The 16447-nt window shown below is 42.6% G+C and carries 14 protein-coding genes; 5 read left to right on the top strand and 9 right to left on the bottom strand.

All coding sequences use genetic code 11. From position 1 onward, the window contains the following. Positions 1–20: 20 nt before the first annotated feature. Genes accA through lpxB form a run of 4 tightly spaced genes read right to left on the bottom strand, consistent with a single transcriptional unit; the run spans position 21 to position 6238 of the window. A complete protein-coding gene (accA, locus tag MTF64_RS04030) occupies positions 21–977 on the bottom strand; it encodes an acetyl-CoA carboxylase carboxyl transferase subunit alpha (RefSeq protein ID WP_004586940.1) in 957 nt (318 codons plus the stop codon). A 16-nt stretch (positions 978–993) separates the two neighbouring features. After that, the gene (gene dnaE / locus MTF64_RS04025) at positions 994–4485 is read right to left on the bottom strand and encodes a DNA polymerase III subunit alpha (protein WP_096739324.1); all 3492 of its coding nucleotides are present in this window, start codon (positions 4483–4485) and stop codon (positions 994–996) included. Between the two features lie 3 nt (positions 4486–4488). Further along, the gene (gene rnhB / locus MTF64_RS04020; protein ID WP_024033823.1) at positions 4489–5091 is read right to left on the bottom strand and encodes a ribonuclease HII; all 603 of its coding nucleotides are present in this window, start codon (positions 5089–5091) and stop codon (positions 4489–4491) included. Next, positions 5081–6238 (bottom strand): lipid-A-disaccharide synthase, encoded by a 1158-nt coding sequence (gene lpxB / locus MTF64_RS04015; protein ID WP_248450657.1) that lies wholly within the window; start codon positions 6236–6238, stop codon positions 5081–5083. Before lpxB ends, rnhB begins: the two co-directional genes overlap by 11 nt. 291 nt (positions 6239–6529) lie before the next feature. Between lpxB and MTF64_RS04010 the strand changes: the two genes are divergently transcribed. Genes MTF64_RS04010 through cydC form a run of 5 tightly spaced genes read left to right on the top strand, consistent with a single transcriptional unit; the run spans position 6530 to position 12923 of the window. Continuing rightward, positions 6530–8113, top strand: a complete 1584-nt coding sequence (locus MTF64_RS04010) for a cytochrome ubiquinol oxidase subunit I (RefSeq protein WP_004586936.1) — start codon at positions 6530–6532, stop codon at positions 8111–8113. Continuing rightward, the gene (gene cydB, locus MTF64_RS04005) at positions 8110–9249 is read left to right on the top strand and encodes a cytochrome d ubiquinol oxidase subunit II (protein ID WP_282446963.1); all 1140 of its coding nucleotides are present in this window, start codon (positions 8110–8112) and stop codon (positions 9247–9249) included. The genes MTF64_RS04010 and cydB overlap by 4 nt, the downstream gene beginning before the upstream one ends. A 12-nt stretch (positions 9250–9261) precedes the next feature. Beyond that, positions 9262–9426, top strand: a complete 165-nt coding sequence (gene cydX, locus MTF64_RS04000) for a cytochrome bd-I oxidase subunit CydX (protein ID WP_004586934.1) — start codon at positions 9262–9264, stop codon at positions 9424–9426. Further along, positions 9416–11188 (top strand): thiol reductant ABC exporter subunit CydD, encoded by a 1773-nt coding sequence (cydD, locus tag MTF64_RS03995; protein ID WP_248450656.1) that lies wholly within the window; start codon positions 9416–9418, stop codon positions 11186–11188. The genes cydX and cydD overlap by 11 nt, the downstream gene beginning before the upstream one ends. Further along, the gene (gene cydC / locus MTF64_RS03990) at positions 11181–12923 is read left to right on the top strand and encodes a thiol reductant ABC exporter subunit CydC (RefSeq protein WP_248450654.1); all 1743 of its coding nucleotides are present in this window, start codon (positions 11181–11183) and stop codon (positions 12921–12923) included. The genes cydD and cydC overlap by 8 nt, the downstream gene beginning before the upstream one ends. Positions 12924–13119: 196 nt before the next feature. Here the strand turns inward: cydC and MTF64_RS03985 are convergent, their stop codons facing one another. The 5 genes from MTF64_RS03985 to MTF64_RS03965 all read right to left on the bottom strand — a co-directional run bounded on the left by MTF64_RS03985 (position 13120) and on the right by MTF64_RS03965 (position 16444). Continuing rightward, positions 13120–13506 carry a septal ring lytic transglycosylase RlpA family protein gene (locus tag MTF64_RS03985; RefSeq protein ID WP_024033818.1) on the bottom strand — a complete coding sequence of 129 codons (387 nt, stop codon included), beginning with the start codon at positions 13504–13506 and terminating at the stop codon, positions 13120–13122. Between the two features lie 137 nt (positions 13507–13643). Beyond that, positions 13644–14414, bottom strand: coding sequence for an acyl-ACP--UDP-N-acetylglucosamine O-acyltransferase (lpxA, locus tag MTF64_RS03980; protein WP_029773689.1), 771 nt, complete (start codon positions 14412–14414; stop codon positions 13644–13646). Positions 14415–14416: 2 nt separating this feature from the next. Beyond that, positions 14417–14869 carry a 3-hydroxyacyl-ACP dehydratase FabZ gene (gene fabZ / locus MTF64_RS03975; RefSeq protein WP_004586929.1) on the bottom strand — a complete coding sequence of 151 codons (453 nt, stop codon included), beginning with the start codon at positions 14867–14869 and terminating at the stop codon, positions 14417–14419. Positions 14870–14895: 26 nt separating this feature from the next. Then, positions 14896–15918: a UDP-3-O-(3-hydroxymyristoyl)glucosamine N-acyltransferase gene (gene lpxD / locus MTF64_RS03970; protein ID WP_248450652.1), complete on the bottom strand. Its 1023-nt coding sequence runs from the start codon at positions 15916–15918 to the stop codon at positions 14896–14898. A gap of 7 nt (positions 15919–15925) precedes the next feature. Beyond that, positions 15926–16444 (bottom strand): OmpH family outer membrane protein, encoded by a 519-nt coding sequence (locus MTF64_RS03965; protein WP_004586927.1) that lies wholly within the window; start codon positions 16442–16444, stop codon positions 15926–15928. Between the last annotated feature and the right edge of the window lie 3 nt (positions 16445–16447).

Raw genomic sequence — 16447 nt, 5'->3', positions numbered from 1 at the left:
TAAATGCGTTGGTTAGCTAATTAGCAGTAACCAAACGACATTAAACGTTTGTAGCGTTGATCAAGCATGTCTTCAAGCGATAGCGCTTGTAAGTCAGCAAGGTCACGTTTTAAACGTGTTTTTAAGTTACGTGCCATTGCATCGTAATTGCGGTGTGCACCGCCTAAAGGCTCTTCAACTAAGTTATTAATTAAATCGAGCTCTTTAACGCGCTCTGCAGTTACACCCATTGCCTCTGCGGCAAGTGGTGCTTTATCGGCGCTTTTCCATAAAATTGAAGCACAGCCTTCTGGCGAAATTACTGAGTACGTGCTGTATTGCAACATGTTAACTCTGTCGCCAACACCAATGGCTAATGCACCACCAGAGCCGCCTTCGCCAATAACCGTACAAATTGTGGGTACTTTAAGTGCCGCCATTACTTTTAGGTTACGTGCAATTGCCTCAGACTGACCGCGCTCTTCAGCGCCCACACCTGGGTATGCCCCTGGGGTGTCGATAAAGGTCATAATTGGCATTTTAAAACGCTCGGCCATTTCCATTAAACGTAGCGCTTTGCGGTAGCCTTCTGGTTTTGGCATACCAAAGTTACGTTTAATTTTTTCAGCTGTATCACGCCCTTTTTGCTGGCCAATCACCATTACTGGTTCGCCATCTAAACGTGCAACACCGCCTAAAATAGCCGGATCGTTAGCAAAAGTACGATCGCCTGCAAACTCGTCAAATTCCGTGAAAATGCGCTCGATATAATCTCGAGTGTAAGGACGCAACGGATGACGCGCTAACTGCGATACTTGCCAAGCGCCTAAATTTGAGAATATTTCCTCTTTTTGCTTAGCGCTTTTTTCTTTTAATTTGCTGACTTCCTCTTCTAACTCAAGGTCTAATTCGCCAGCGCGGCTTATGCTTTGTAATTCTTCAATTTTTGCTTCTAATTCTGCAATCGGAAGCTCAAAATCAAGATAATTGAGGCTCATGCTCTAAACTACCTAATCAGTTAAATTCTAGTTCTACATCTTGTGCCGCCATGAGTGATAACTTATGAATTAAGTCGTCGCTCGGCGTAACACACCATTCGATCCCTAGGGTTAATTGAGCCAACGCATCGGGGCGCTGGTAATAAACCTTGATCGGACACGTTCCCATTTTATAAGGTTCGAGTACTTTTTGTAATTTATCGAAGAAACCTGCCTCGATTTGCACCATGTTCAGCGTCATTTTAATCGCTTTAATGCGTTTTTCACGCGCTTGAGCAATGGTGTTTATTTCTCTGGCGGTCATTGTAATGCCACCGGAGAAGTTATCAAAGCTGACCTGTCCAGATATTACCAAGATATTGTTTACTTGAAGCATTTCTTGGTACATTTCGAACTGTTCAGGAAACAAGCGTACATCAATACGGGCGCTCTTGTCATCTAAAGTTATTAAGCCCCAACGATTTCCTTTTTTATTAATTAATGTCCGCGCTGAAATAACTAAACCCGCCGCCGTAGAGAGTACATCACGATTTGTTGGCTGTAAATCCACCAGCTTGCCGCTGGTGTAATGTCTAAGTTCACGACGATACTGATTTATCGGATGCCCTGTTAAATAAAGGCCTAGCGTGTCTTTTTCGCCATCAAGCCATTGGTTATCGGTAAGCGGTGTGGCTTTAATAAAGGCTTGCTCAACTTCATCAGGCTCAGTGGCCAGTAAGCCAAATAAATCGCTTTGCCCAAGTTGCTCAGCTTTGTTGTGCTGATCGGCAGCGCGCATGGCATCTTTTAAACTTGCCAGTAATGTTGCACGCCCTGCTTGGGTTTTCTCTGGCCCAAGCTTATCAAGTGCACCGGCGTAAATTAATTTTTCGGTTACACGTTTATTTAAGCGTTTTAAATCTACACGGGCACAAAAATCAAATAAATCTTTAAATGGGCCGCCTTTTGCGCGTGCTTCTAAAATGGCCTCTACCGGCGCTTCACCTACGCCTTTAATAGCACCAATACCGTAAACAATTTCACCTTGCAGGTTTACCGTAAATTTAAATTCTCCGGCATTTACATCAGGCGGTAATAAGGTGAGCTTCATGTTTTCACATTCATCCACCAAAATTACTATTTTGTCGGTGTTATCCATATCGGCCGACATTACCGCAGCCATAAATTCTGCCGGATGGTGCGTTTTCATCCACAGCGTTTGGTACGAAACCAGTGCATACGCTGCCGAGTGAGATTTATTAAAACCATAACCTGCGAATTTTTCTACTAGGTCGAAAATTTTAATCGCCAGTTCGCCGTCTATACCATTATTGCGTGCGCCTTCTTCAAAGGTTGAACGCTGTTTGGCCATCTCTTCGGGTTTTTTCTTACCCATTGCACGACGTAGCATGTCGGCGCCACCAAGCGTATAGCCTGCTAGTACCTGGGCAATTTGCATTACTTGTTCTTGATACAAAATAATGCCGTAAGTAGGCTCAAGTATGGGCTTTAAGCTTTCGTGTTGGTATTGGGCATCTGGGTATGAAATTTCTTCTCGGCCAAGCTTACGGTCGATGAAGTTATCTACCATGCCTGATTGCAGTGGGCCTGGGCGGAACAAGGCTACCAATGCAATCATATCTTCAAAGCAATCGGGCTTTAATCGACGTACGAGGTCTTTCATGCCGCGCGATTCTAGCTGGAATACCGCGGTTGTTTCGGCGCGCAGTAATAGCTCTATACTTTTTTTATCATCCAGTGGAATGGTATTTATATCAACGGGCGCTTTGCCTTCGCGCTTCATGCGCTCGTTGGTCATATCCACAGCCCACTGCAAAATGGTCAAGGTACGTAAGCCCAAGAAATCGAACTTAACAAGGCCTGCGGTTTCTACGTCGTTTTTATCAAACTGTGTTACCGGAAACTTACCTTCGTCATCGCAATAAAGTGCAGCAAAGTCGGTAATGGTCGTCGGCGATATTACAACACCACCGGCGTGTTTACCGGCATTACGTGTACACCCTTCTAGGATGCGACACATATCGATTAAATCTTTTACCTCTGAGTCGCCATCGTAGGCTTCTTGTAAACGCGGCTCTACCTCAAACGCTTTGGCAAGCGTCATGCCGGGATCCCCTGGGATCAGCTTAGAAATACGATCAACAAAACCATAAGGGTGGCCAAGTACACGCCCTACATCGCGTATTACCGCTTTTGCAGCCATGGTACCAAAGGTAATAATTTGTGATACCGCGTCCCGCCCATACAATGCCGATACATGGTCAATTACCTCATCACGCCTGTCCATACAAAAATCGACATCGAAATCGGGCATTGATACACGTTCAGGGTTTAGGAATCGCTCAAAGAGTAAATCAAATTCAAGCGGATCAAGGTCGGTAATTTTTAGGGCATACGCCACTAATGAACCCGCACCCGAACCACGCCCTGGCCCCACTGGAATATTGTTATCTTTACTCCACTGAATAAACTCCATTACGATTAAGAAGTAGCCTGGGAAACCCATTTGGTTAATTACACCAAGCTCTACTTTTAAGCGCTCGTCGTATTCGCCTCGTTTTTCTTGTCGCTCTTGTTCATCGGGGAATAAAAACTGCAGGCGCTCTTCAAGGCCATCTTCTGAAACCTTAACTAAAAAGTCTTCAATTTTTAACGAGCCGGTTGGGTAATCAGGCAAAAAGTAAGTGCCTAGTTGCACCGTTACGTTACAGCGTTTGGCTATTTCTACCGTATTTTGCAGCGCTTCAGGAATATCGCTAAATAGCTCGGCCATTTGCTCAGGCGTTTTTAGGTATTGCTCTTGTGAAAATCGTTTAGGGCGGCGTTTATCATCAAGGGTGTAACCGTCAAAAATAGCCACACGAATTTCGTGCGCTTCAAAGTTTTCGGGCTTTAAAAAAACCACTTCGTTTGTGGCAACAACGGGCAGCTGCTCTTTTGCTGCAAGCTCTACTGCCATATGCAGGTAGTCTTCTTCAAGCGGGCGGTCGGTGCGAATAAGCTCTAAATAGTAATGATCGCTAAAATGCTGCTTATAAAAGCTCACTACAGATTCAATAACGCCTGGGTTATTTTTTAATAAGGCTTTACCTAAGTCACCATCTTTTGCGCCTGAGAGAATAATAAGCCCTTCTTTGTGCTTAACTAGCCATTCTCGGTCAATCACTGGGCGATGAAATATATGCCCGCGTTGGTAAGCTTCAGATATTAATAAGGTAATGTTTTTATAACCGTCGTTGTTTTTAGCTAGCAACGTAATACGGCTTGGCTCATCTGGAAACTCTGGGCTGCGCAACCAAAAATCGGCTCCCACTATGGGTTTAATACCGGCACTGTGGGTTGCGCCATAAAAACGCACTAAACCACAAAAGTTCATTTGATCGGTAATTGCCAGCGCGGGCATTTCAAGCTCTTGCGCTTTAGCAACAATAGGCTTGGTTTTAGCTAAGCCATCGACCATTGAAAAGTCTGAGTGAACCCGTAAATGTACAAAATCTGGAGCAGCCATTATTTATGCCTCGCCCTTTGCTTGCATTAGCACACGTTGTACCGGCTTAAAGCTTTTACGGTGCTCATCAATAGCGCCGTATTGCTCAAGCGCTGCAAAATGTGCTTTAGTTGGGTACCCTTTGTGCCCTGCAAACCCGTATTGCGGGTAGCGAGTATCAAGCTCAAGCATTTCGTCATCACGCGCTACTTTGGCTAAAATAGAGGCTGCTGAAATTTCAGCCACTAAACTATCGCCTTTAACAACTGCTTGAGCCGGCATAGCTAATTTAGGTAAGCGGTTACCATCTACAAATACAAACTCTGGTTGCGTACTTAACCCCTCAACTGCACGTGTCATTGCAAGCATAGTTGCATGCAAAATGTTTAACTCGTCAATTTCTGTTGGGCTACAACGACCAATGGCATAACACAGCGCTTTTTGTTTTATTTCTATAGCCAGTGCTTGGCGCTTTTTGTCGGTTAGCTTTTTAGAGTCAGCTAAACCTGCAATAGGATTCGCTGGGTCAAGTATCACCGCAGCGGTAACAACATCGCCGACAAGCGGGCCACGCCCTACTTCATCTACACCGGCAATTAAGGTTACGTTGGGTCGTTCAATTTGCATTTATTAACTCCGCCACAGCATTAGCTGCTTGTTTGCTGGCACTTAATCTAATTTTTTCGTGGATGGCTAAAAAGCGTGCTTTTAGTTCTTTATTATCGGTATTTAGCATAGGCGTAAGTGCACCTGTTAAATTGGCTACGTTACATTCACTTTGTAAAAACTCCGGCACGAGTTCTTCATCGGCTAATAAGTTTGGCAGTGAAAAATATTTAATGTTAAAGGTAAACAAGGTTTTAAAAATCCAATAGCTCATTGGCTTAATTTTATAACCCACCACCATAGGCTTTTTATACAGCATGCCTTCGAGCGTTGCTGTGCCTGATGCCAGTAAAATAGCATCGGCTGCTTGCATGGCTAGTTTTGACTGACCATCGAGTAGGTTTACATTTAAATTTGGTGCAGTGGCATTTAAAATTTCACTAAATTGCGCTTTGCGTTTTTCGTTAACCAGCGGCACCACTATTTTAAGGTCTGGGTTTTGCGCTTGTAACTGTGCAGCTGTTTTTATATAGGTTTCGCTGAGTAAGCCTACTTCTGAGCCACGGCTACCTGGCAGTAAAGCCAGTACTTTGTCGTCGGTATTTAGGCCAAGTTCTTGGCGAGCTTGGCTATCGTCGTGCTCAAGCGCTATATCGTCAGCTAAGGTGTGCCCTACAAATGTGCACGGTACTTGGTGCTTATCGTAAAATTCTTTTTCAAACGGCAGCAAAGCAAGCACTAAATTTGTGGCAGCACTAATGGTATGAATGCGTTTTTCGCGCCATGCCCAAACCGACGGGCTTACGTATTGAATGGTTTTAATACCGGCATCTTTTAAAGGCTTTTCTACCCGTAGGTTAAAATCGGGCGCATCAATACCAATAAATACATCGGGTGGGTTATCTTTAAAGTGCTGTACCAGCTGCTTACGTATTTTAAGTAAACGCGGCAAACGCCCTAATACTTCAACCAGCCCCATTACCGAGAGCTCGTCCATGTCGTAAAGCGTTTTACAGCCTTGCGCCTGCATTTTTGGCCCTGCAATGCCTTCAAAAATAGCATCTGGAAAGTGCGTTTTAAGTGCTTTAATTAAGCCTTCGCCTAAAATATCGCCCGACAGCTCACCTGCCACAATACCAATACGTAGTTGTTTTTTCTCTTTATTCATTCGACTTTATTTATCAGGCGTTCATAGCGGTTAGTTTACCGTGTTTTAATGTTTGGTTAAACGCTTTAAATTAACGATTATTTGTAACTAATTTAGTACCAAACGATTGTTTGTATTTCATACTGATGTAGCATGGTGAATATATATTAACTTTTTCTAATATGTTTATTGACAAAAATTGTGCAAACGTAAATAATATTCCAAACTTTCAGTAATTACTGAAAGTTCATTAATTTTAACTTTGCCAATTATCAATTGCCTTGTTAACCCGTCACCCTCAAGGAGCCAAAAATGATAGATGAAACCTTTGTGGATCTATCGCGATTGCAGTTTGCTGTTACCGCACTCTTCCATTTCTTATTCGTGCCTTTAACCATAGGTATGACCTGGATTTTAGTTATTATGGAATCGGTTTATGTTATGACCGGTCGCGAAATTTATCGTGATATGACTAAGTTTTGGGGAAAATTGTTTGGTATTAACTTTGCTATTGGGGTGGCAACGGGCCTGACCATGGAGTTTGAGTTTGGTACTAACTGGTCTTATTACTCGCATTACGTAGGCGATGTATTTGGCGCCCCGCTCGCTATTGAAGGCTTAATGGCATTCTTTTTAGAGTCGACCTTTGTGGGTATGTTCTTTTTAGGCTGGGATAGGTTAACTAAACGCCAACATTTGGGCGCTACATTTTTAATGGCGCTAGGTACTAATATGTCGGCGCTGTGGATATTAATTGCTAACGGGTGGATGCAAAACCCTGTAGGGGCAGAGTTTAACTATCAAACCATGCGCATGGAAATGACCAGCTTTGCAGAGCTTGTATTTAACCCTGTGGCGCAGGTTAAGTTTATTCATACGGTATCGGCAGGTTACGTAGCCGCTTCTATGTTTGTACTGGGCATTAGTAGTTGGTACATATTAAAAGGTCGCGATTTAGCCTTTGCTAAGCGCTCGTTCTCGGTGGCATCGGGCTTTGGTTTAGCATCCATATTGTGTGTCATTTTATTAGGTGACGAATCAGGCTACGAAGTAGGCGAAGTTCAAAAAGTAAAACTTGCCACCATAGAAGCTGAATGGCACACCGAAGAAGCACCCGCAGCGTTTACCGCGCTTGGTTTTCCTGATTCGGATGAGCAGGTAACTCATGCAGCAGTAAAAATACCTTACGCACTGGGTATTATTGCTACCCGCTCTTTAGATGAGCAAGTTATTGGTATTTCTGATTTAGAGAAAAAACACGAGGTACGCATTCGTAACGGCATGATAGCGTACGAATACCTCCAAAAGCTAAGAAATGGCGATGACAGCGAAGAAAACATAGCTAAATTTGATTCTCTTAAAGCCGATTTAGGTTATGGCTTGCTGCTTAAGCGCTATACCCCCAATGTGGTAGATGCCACAGAAGAGCACATTCAAATGGCAGTTAAAGACTCCTTCCCTAAAGTGGGGCCTATGTTTTGGTCATTTAGGATTATGGTGGCCTGTGGTGTAGCTATGCTGGCCGTGTTTGTATTGGCATTTTATTACAACGCACACCGTATTATTGAGCAAAAACGTTGGCTACTGTGGGCTGCAGTATTAAGTATTCCACTACCATGGATTGCAATAGAATTTGGTTGGATCGTTGCCGAATATGGTCGCCAGCCTTGGGCTATATCAGAAATATTACCGACCTTTTTAGCCACCTCGTCACTGACGGTAAACGATATTTTAATTAGCTTAACTGGGTTTATTATTTTTTACACTGGCCTTGCCATTGTAGAAGGTTGGTTAATGGTGCGCTTTATTAAACAAGGCCCAAGCTCGTTACATACAGGTAAGTATCACTTTGAGTTACCAAACAAAGCAGATAAAGACGCAGGAGAGCAATTATGATTTTTGATTATGAAACATTAAAAATGCTGTGGTGGTTGCTCATAGGCGTACTGCTAATAGGCTTTGCAATTACCGATGGCATGGATATGGGCGTAGCGATGCTGCTTCGCCTAGTTGGTAAAACAGACTCAGAGCGCCGCACGGTAATTAACACCATTGGCGCCCACTGGGACGGTAATCAAGTATGGTTTATTACCGCAGGCGGCGCTTTATTTGCAGCGTGGCCTATGGTGTATGCCGCCGCATTTTCGGGCTTTTACTTTGCCATGATGCTGGTATTGTTTGCGTTATTTTTTAGACCTTTAGGTTTTGATTACCGCTCAAAAATAGACTCTAAACGCTGGCGTAATAACTGGGATTGGGGTTTGTTTGCAGGCAGCGCCATTCCGGCTTTAGTATTTGGTGTGGCATTTGGTAACTTATTTTTAGGTGTACCGTTTAATATTGATAACTTACTGCGTGTAAGTTACCAAGGCTCGTTTTTTGGCTTACTCAACCCATTTGGCCTACTGGCAGGTTTAATTAGTATCACTATGTTAATTGCCCATGCAGGCATGTGGTTACAACTGCGCACAGCAGATGCCGTTGCAGAGCGCTCAGCGCAATATGGCCGCTACGCATTAGTGGTATTTATTGTACTGTTTGCGGCTGCGGGTTTTTGGGTGGCAAACATAAATGGCTACCAAATTGTTTCTATGCCTGATACGCAAAGCCATGCAGATCCGTTGGCAAAAGTTGTAAGCACAGCGCAAGGTGCGTGGCTTAATAATTACAGCGAGCGCCCATGGGCAATGACCTTCCCTATTTTAGGCTTTGTTATGGCACTCAGTGCTTTACTGTTCTCTAAACTAAACAAGCCAGCACTTGGGCTTATTTCAACCAGCATTATGTTAATTGGCGTTATTATGACGGCGGGTGTATCGCTGTTCCCATTTATTATGCCATCTGTTAATAACCCAGATATTAGCTTAACTATTTGGGATGCGGTGTCGAGCCACAGAACGCTTAATATTATGTTTGTTGCTGTTGTTATATTTATTCCGTTAATTTTGGCCTACACCACCTGGTGTTACGTAAAAATGTGGCGCAGAGTAACGGTAGACGAAATTGAAAACAACACGCACGGTAGCTACTAAGGAGACTAAATTATGTGGTATTTCGCTTGGATTTTAGGTGTACTTTTAGCCTGTACCTTAGGTGTTATAAATGTAATGTGGTACGAGTTTCATCAAAATAAAAACAGCATAGCTGATGATGAACAACCGATGCACGATTTACTAAACGAAGCTAACAACACAAAAGATGACGACTAATCCCCGACCAAATCGCGCGCAGCAGCAATCTCTGCGCGCTTTTTTAAAACGGCAAAGTAAGCCTGCGGGTGCATGGTTAAAGTTAAGTATTGCACTGGGCACATTTAACGCTATTTTAATGATTGCAGGCGCCTATTTACTGGCACAAACTATTCATAACGTAATGTTTGAAGGCGCAAGCCTTAACCAAGTAACCCATTTACTTTGGCCACTTGCGGGTATTATTTTACTCAGAGCCCTGTTTTTAGCTATCAGTGAAAGGCTCAGTGCTTATGCGACACTTAAAATAAAGTCGGCTATGCGCCAAACCTTACTAACCAAATTAACGCAACTTGGCCCAAGTTATATTGAACAACACGGCCATGGTGCCACGCTCAACACCGTGCACGATGGCGTTGAAGCACTGCACGACTACTACGCTAAATACTTGCCCGGCGTTGCTTATAGCGCACTTATTCCGCTGGCAATCTTGGTGGTTATTTTTCCAACCGACTATAAAGCAGGCTTAATATTTTTATTAACCGCCCCGCTTATTCCGTTTTTTATGATTTTGGTGGGCTCAAAGGCCGAGGCGTTAAATCAAAAAAGATGGCAGCAACTGGCCGTACTAGGTAATTACTTTTTTGACCGCGTACAAGGTTTAACACAACTTAAATTATTTAACGCAACGCAAAAAGAGCTTAAACAAATAGCCAAAATTTCTGATGACTTTAGGCACGCTACACTCGGTGTTTTAAAAATTGCCTTTTTATCATCATTTGCGCTGGAATTTTTAGCCACAATTAGTGTGGCACTGGTAGCGGTAATCATTGGTTTTAGACTGTTTTTTGGCACGCTTGATTTTGCAACCGGCTTTGTTGTTTTACTACTTGCCCCAGAATTTTACTTACCACTGCGCCAATTAGGCAGCCACTACCATGCCCGTTTGCAAGGTATAAGCGCTGCGGCCGATATGGTCACTATTTTAAATGCCCCACTTCCTGAGCAATCACAGCAACATGAAACAAAGTTTGAGGAGCATATAAGCTCAATAAACATAAACAACTTAAACTTTACCTACCCAAACAGTAACGAAGGCATAAAAAATATAAACCTTACGCTACCCGCTAAAGGGCTAGTGGCAGTAGTGGGTGCTAGTGGCTCTGGTAAAAGTACTTTATTTGATTGTTTATTAGGATTTCATCCGCAGGTGATTGAACAAATAAGCATTAATAATAAACCACTTGATGCTACAAACATGAGTACATTACAAAACGCAATTGCGTGGATCCCACAAACCCCAACGCTTTTTTATCAAAGCATTAGCGATAACATAAAAATAGCCAAACCAGCCGCTACGCAACTAGAGCTTGAGCAAGCCGCACACCAAGCGGGCGCCTTAGATTTTATAAACACGTTAGAGAATGGGTTCGACACCCTGATAGGTGAGCAGGGAGAAGGGCTCTCTGGCGGTCAAAAGCAGCGTATAGCCCTCGCGCGGGCGTTTTTAAAACAAGCGCCTATTTTAGTGCTTGACGAACCGACGGCCCACCTTGATAGCCAAACCGAGCAGCTTATTCAGCAGGCTATAAATAATTACGCTAAAAACCACTTAGTGTTAGTCATTGCCCACCGGCTAAATACAGTGAAAAACGCAAGCAATATCCTTGTTATGCAAAATGGCGAAATAGCACAGCAAGGTACTTACAGCCAACTTGAGCAGCAACAAGGCGCATTTAAATCACTCCTTAATTCACAAGCGCAAGGAGCAAACAATGACTAATTTTATTAGGCTATTAAAGCTTTGCCGACCGCATTATAAAGCCATGCTACTGGGTACTTTTTTAGCGACGTTAACGGTACTTGCAAACGTGGGCTTACTCGCTATATCGGGGTGGTTTTTAGCCTCAATGGCGGCAGCGGGTATTGCAGGCGTACAAATGAATTACTTTACACCTGCAGGAACCATTCGATTTTTAGCGATTGTACGAACTGCATCACGCTATGGTGAGCGCTTAGTAACACATAACGCGACATTTTTATTGCTTAGTGAAATACGTGTTAATATGTTTGCCACGCTAAGTAAGCTAAACAATGTAGATTTAGCAATGAGCCGCAGCGCCGATTTAGTTAACCGCTTACAAAATGATGTGGATGCGCTTGATAAGTTTTACTTAAACATATTACTACCTATGCTGGTAGCGCTGTTGAGTGTGCCCATAATTATGGTGTTTATGGCGGCCTATAACGCCAATGTTGCGCTTATTTGCTTTATAGGCATTTTATTAATTGGTGTTGTTTTACCTGCGCTGTTAAGTGCTAAATTAAATAAAAATAGCCATAAAGAAACACAGCTCAGTGCACAACTTAGAGCAGAGCTTTCTGACACCCTAACCGGCCTTAGAGAGCTGAGTATTTATCAGGCACGTGCTGGGCAAATTTCAAAATGTAATGAACTAAACGAGCAGTATAATCAACAACTTTATAGTCGCCATAAAGCACTCGCAAATAGCGACGGTTTAAGTTTGCTGGTTGTGCAGCTAGCTATGCTTGGCGCCATAGTCACTATTGTGCCTTTGGTTTACAGCGGCGCTATGGTAAATGTTGAGCTTGCTATGTTAAGCCTATTTGTATTAGCAAGCTTTGAAACTGTATTGCTGTTGCCTAATGCATTTATAGAGCTGCCCACTGTACTCAAAGCCGCTGAGCGACTATTTACACTGGAAGATAAAGTCACAGCGCAAGAAGCTAATAGCGCTGAGTTAATTGCGATGCAGTTTGATAAAAACAATACAACTTTGGCGCTTAATAACATTGGCTATAAATACCAGGAGCACAGTGCTTTAACTAATATCAGCTTTACCCTTAAGGCACAGCAAAAAGTGGCGATTGTAGGCAGAAGCGGCAGTGGTAAAAGCACCTTGGTTAATTTACTTACCGGTTTATGGCCAGTGCAGCAAGGCAGTATTAGGCTAAGCGATGAAAATAACGCAGAAGAACTCCACGCACTAAGCAGCAACACCCGCGCAAGCGTTATTAATATACTCGCGCAGCAGCATCATATTTTTGATGGCACATTAAGTGAAAACTTACGCTATGCAAAGCCAAGCGCCACAAAAGAAGAAATGCTTGAAGCCATTCACCTTGCACAGCTAAAACCTTGGTTTAATGAGCTACAAGATGGATTAAAAACCCGTTTAGGCACAGGTGGGAGAAGTGTTTCTCAAGGCCAGTCAAGGCGCATCGCCATTGCGCAAGCTTTATTACAAAACCCTGCCATTTTAGTACTTGATGAGCCTACTGAAGGACTTGATAACCAATCTAAGCAAACGGTAATGAACGCTATTATGCAGGTAATGAGTAAGGCAAGCGTACTTACCATTACCCACGACCCTGCTCTTTTAGCACAAATGGATAACATTATCTGGCTAGAAAATGGCAGCCTTGTAGCGCAAGGCACTCATAAAGAGCTTAGCGAAACATATTCCGATTATGTTGCCTTAACTACTCGATTTTAAATAACTTGAACTCTGGTTAAGATATTTACTAATCAACCGAATATTAATGAAACTTAATTCTGTTTTTCTCTAGCTAGAAGTTTTAAGTGGAAACAAGGTGAATTTACGCGTCAATAGCTAGCCTATTGCAAGAAAATTCAACGCAGTTAGTGCTAAAAATAGCTGCTTGAGATAGATATATTATCCAGAGATCAAGTTAATCATTTAAAACGCTGATGGATACATCTATAACGCCGACTTTAGGGTCGGCAATTTTTTTAAACATACCTAACGATAAATCAATAACCCGCCCTCTAACGTACGGGCCTCTATCGTTTATTCTCACGATCACCGATTTGTTATTTGCCAAGTTTGTAACCTTCACTTTTGTACCAAAGGGTAATTCTAAATGCGCAGCAGTGGATGCGTTTTGGCTAAATGTTTCGCCGTTTGCTGTTGTGCGACCATGGTATTTATTTGCGTAATAAGAGGCTTTACCTAACTGAGTACGCTCGCCATTAGCAGAGGTAACTATAGGTTGGCTGCTACACGCAGCTAAAATTGATAAAAAGCTGAGGGTAAAAATTAACTTAGTAAAAGACATAGATGCGCTTTAATTATAAAAATTCGCGCAAAGGTTAACCTTACGTGGCTGAGTGTGTACTGAATTAAAATATTTTATAGGCAATAAAAAACCACCATCGATTACTCTTAGGTGGTTTTTTTAAAAGCATAAAGCGCTTATCTTACGATACCGCGCTCAGAGCTTTTCACAAAATCAATCATGGTTTGTACTGCAGGATACTTAGCGGCATCTTCACTTAGTGAGGCAATTGCTTCGTCCACACTTAAGCTCTTACGATAAAACGCTTTATAAGCACGGCGTACGGCCATAATTTCGTCGCTTTCAAAGCCACGACGCTTCATACCTTCTTTATTGGTCGCAGCAGGGCCTGCTGGCATACCAATGGTGGTTACAAATGGCGGCACGTCTTTATTAACGCCTGAGTACATGCCAATAAATGCGTGATCACCAATTTTACAAAATTGATGCACACCTGAGTTACCACCTAAAATAACCCAATCGCCTACATGCACGTGGCCTGCAACGCTTGCGTTATTAGCAAATATAACGTTATTACCAATTACGGCATCGTGAGCAACGTGGGTATACGCCATAAATAAGTTATTACTACCAATTTTAGTAACACCTTGGTCTTGAATAGTACCACGGTGAATGGTTGCACACTCACGTATAACGTTGTTATCGCCCATAATAAGAGTGGTTGGTTCGTTGTTATATTTTTTGTCTTGGCAGGCTTCGCCTACTGACGCAAATTGAAAAATATGATTGCCAGAGCCAATAGTAGATGGCCCTTTAATAACAACGTGAGACTCAATAATACAGTCATCACCGATCACAACATCATTGCCAATATAGCTATATGGACCAACTGAGACATTGTTGCCTAGTTTAGCGCCAGGTTCGATTATTGCTGTAGAATGGATCACTATTAAAACTCTCTTCTCGCACACATAATTTCGGCACTACATACAACCTTGCCGTCGACTCTTGCTTCAGCGGCAAATTTCCATATATTGCGACGCTCTTTTAAAAACTCTACATGCAAATGCATTGTATCGCCCGGTATAACTGGCTGTTTAAAACGTGCGTTATCTACTGCAGCAAATAAGTAAAGCTCGTTATCGCTACGGTTTTCTACTGTTTTAAATCCTAATAAACCGGTGGCTTGCGCCATGGCTTCTAATATTAGCACACCAGGGAAAATTGGCTGATTTGGAAAGTGGCCAGTAAAAATAGGCTCGTTAACCGATACATTTTTAATCGCATGCAGTGACTCGCCAGGCGTAAAGTCAATTACACGATCAATTAAAAGCATCGGGTAGCGGTGTGGTAATAAACTTAAAATTTCTTGAATATCAAGGCTATTTAATTCGTTTGCCAAAATAGCATCCTTATTAGTGTTCAACGTTATGACTTAGCCAATGCTTCAAGCGCTTTAAGACGTGATTTCATGTCTGAAAGATTACGCAAGTGGGCAATTGATTTACGCCATTCTTTATTAGTTGTATGGGGCATACCAGATGAGTAAATACCCGGCTCGGTGATCGATTTAGTCACCATACTCATGCCGGTAATTATAACACCATCACATACTGACATGTGACCATTAATTGCGGTCATGCCACCTATTTGGCAGTTTTTACCAATGGTTACACTACCTGCTAGTACAGTACAGCCTGCAATTGCAGTACCCGAGTTAACTTCAACGTTGTGTGCTATTTGACATTGGTTATCGATGATCACATTACTATGAATAATCGTGTTATCGAGTGCGCCACGGTCAATTGTTGTGCTTGCGCCCACTTCAACCTTGTCGCCGATAATCACAGAGCCTAGCTGAGGAATTTTAACCCACTGCCCGCGCTCGTTTGCATAGCCAAATCCGTCACTGCCAACCACACTGTTTGCTTGAAATAAACAATCAGCGCCAATTTCAACATCGTGATAAATAGTCACACTCGGCCAAAGCTTTGTGCCAGAACCTATTTTAACACGTTCACCGATGAAACTGTTCGGACCAATTTGTGCGTTATCACCAATCACAGCACCGGCTTCTATAACTACATTTGCGCCAATAGCAGCACTTGTGCTAACCGTTGCACTTGGGTGAATAGTCGCACTAGCGTGTATACCTTGCTGCGCCGCTTGCGGGGTTGTATCCATAAATTGTGCAAGCTTTGCGTAGCTCACATACGGATTTCCAACAATGATTTTTGCGCCACTAAAATACGGTGCATCGGCTTTGCTAAGAATAACAGCGCTGGCTTGTGTGGTTTCAAGCTGCGTACGATATTTTGAGTTCGCTAAAAATGCAATATGCCCAGAACGGGCATTTGCAAGTGTAGCTATTTTTGTAATTTCTAAAGCGCCATCACCTTGAAGTTCGGCGCCTAGAAGTTCCGCAATGTGCGAAAGCGTATAATTTTGCATAGAGTGATTATTTCTTACTAACTGCTGATACAACTTTGCTTGAAAGATCAGTTACTTCTTTAGGGTTAAAGTAAATAGTAGTGTCTTTAACTTTAACTTCATCGAAGTCGCCATCTTTAGCAATTTCTTCAATTGTTTTAATAATTAAACCCTGAACTTTAGCAAGCTCTTGGTTTTGACGTGCTTTGATTTCTTGCTCTAAAGGACGACCTTTTTCAGCAAGGTTTTGTTGCATGCCTTGGATTTTATCACGTAGTGCATCTTTTTGAGCTTGGCTCATTGTAGTGCTTTCACGCTTAAATTTTTCTGCTTCAAAGCGAATGTCGCCTTGTAGTTTTTCAAGCTCTTGACGACGCTCAGCAAACTCAGTTTGTAAAGACTGCTCAATTTTAGCCATTTGAGGAATTTGCTTGTAGATCTCTTGCATATCAACAATGCCTACTTTGTGGGCAAATGCACTTGCAGAGGTGCCCATCATCAATGTTGCTAACACGGCTACTGCTGTTGATTTAAATAATTTTTTCACAAA

This window comes from Pseudoalteromonas sp. 2CM41L (assembly GCF_023161905.1).
Taxonomy (GTDB): Bacteria; Pseudomonadota; Gammaproteobacteria; order Enterobacterales; family Alteromonadaceae; genus Pseudoalteromonas; species Pseudoalteromonas atlantica.
Note: the sequence above shows the minus strand (reverse complement) of the source record. Positions and strands in the feature narration are given on the sequence as shown.

What these genes read in the sequence shown, in the direction of transcription:
- lpxB (WP_248450657.1), bottom strand. Translation starts at nt 6,238, where the DNA reads ATGAATAAAGAGAAAAAACAACTACGTATTGGTATTGTGGCAGGTGAG.
- MTF64_RS03985 (WP_024033818.1), bottom strand. Translation starts at nt 13,506, where the DNA reads ATGTCTTTTACTAAGTTAATTTTTACCCTCAGCTTTTTATCAATTTTA.
- cydX (WP_004586934.1), top strand. Translation starts at nt 9,262, where the DNA reads ATGTGGTATTTCGCTTGGATTTTAGGTGTACTTTTAGCCTGTACCTTA.
- MTF64_RS04010 (WP_004586936.1), top strand. Translation starts at nt 6,530, where the DNA reads ATGATAGATGAAACCTTTGTGGATCTATCGCGATTGCAGTTTGCTGTT.
- accA (WP_004586940.1), bottom strand. Translation starts at nt 977, where the DNA reads ATGAGCCTCAATTATCTTGATTTTGAGCTTCCGATTGCAGAATTAGAA.
- rnhB (WP_024033823.1), bottom strand. Translation starts at nt 5,091, where the DNA reads ATGCAAATTGAACGACCCAACGTAACCTTAATTGCCGGTGTAGATGAA.
- cydB (WP_282446963.1), top strand. Translation starts at nt 8,110, where the DNA reads ATGATTTTTGATTATGAAACATTAAAAATGCTGTGGTGGTTGCTCATA.
- cydD (WP_248450656.1), top strand. Translation starts at nt 9,416, where the DNA reads ATGACGACTAATCCCCGACCAAATCGCGCGCAGCAGCAATCTCTGCGC.
- cydC (WP_248450654.1), top strand. Translation starts at nt 11,181, where the DNA reads ATGACTAATTTTATTAGGCTATTAAAGCTTTGCCGACCGCATTATAAA.
- dnaE (WP_096739324.1), bottom strand. Translation starts at nt 4,485, where the DNA reads ATGGCTGCTCCAGATTTTGTACATTTACGGGTTCACTCAGACTTTTCA.
- lpxD (WP_248450652.1), bottom strand. Translation starts at nt 15,918, where the DNA reads ATGCAAAATTATACGCTTTCGCACATTGCGGAACTTCTAGGCGCCGAA.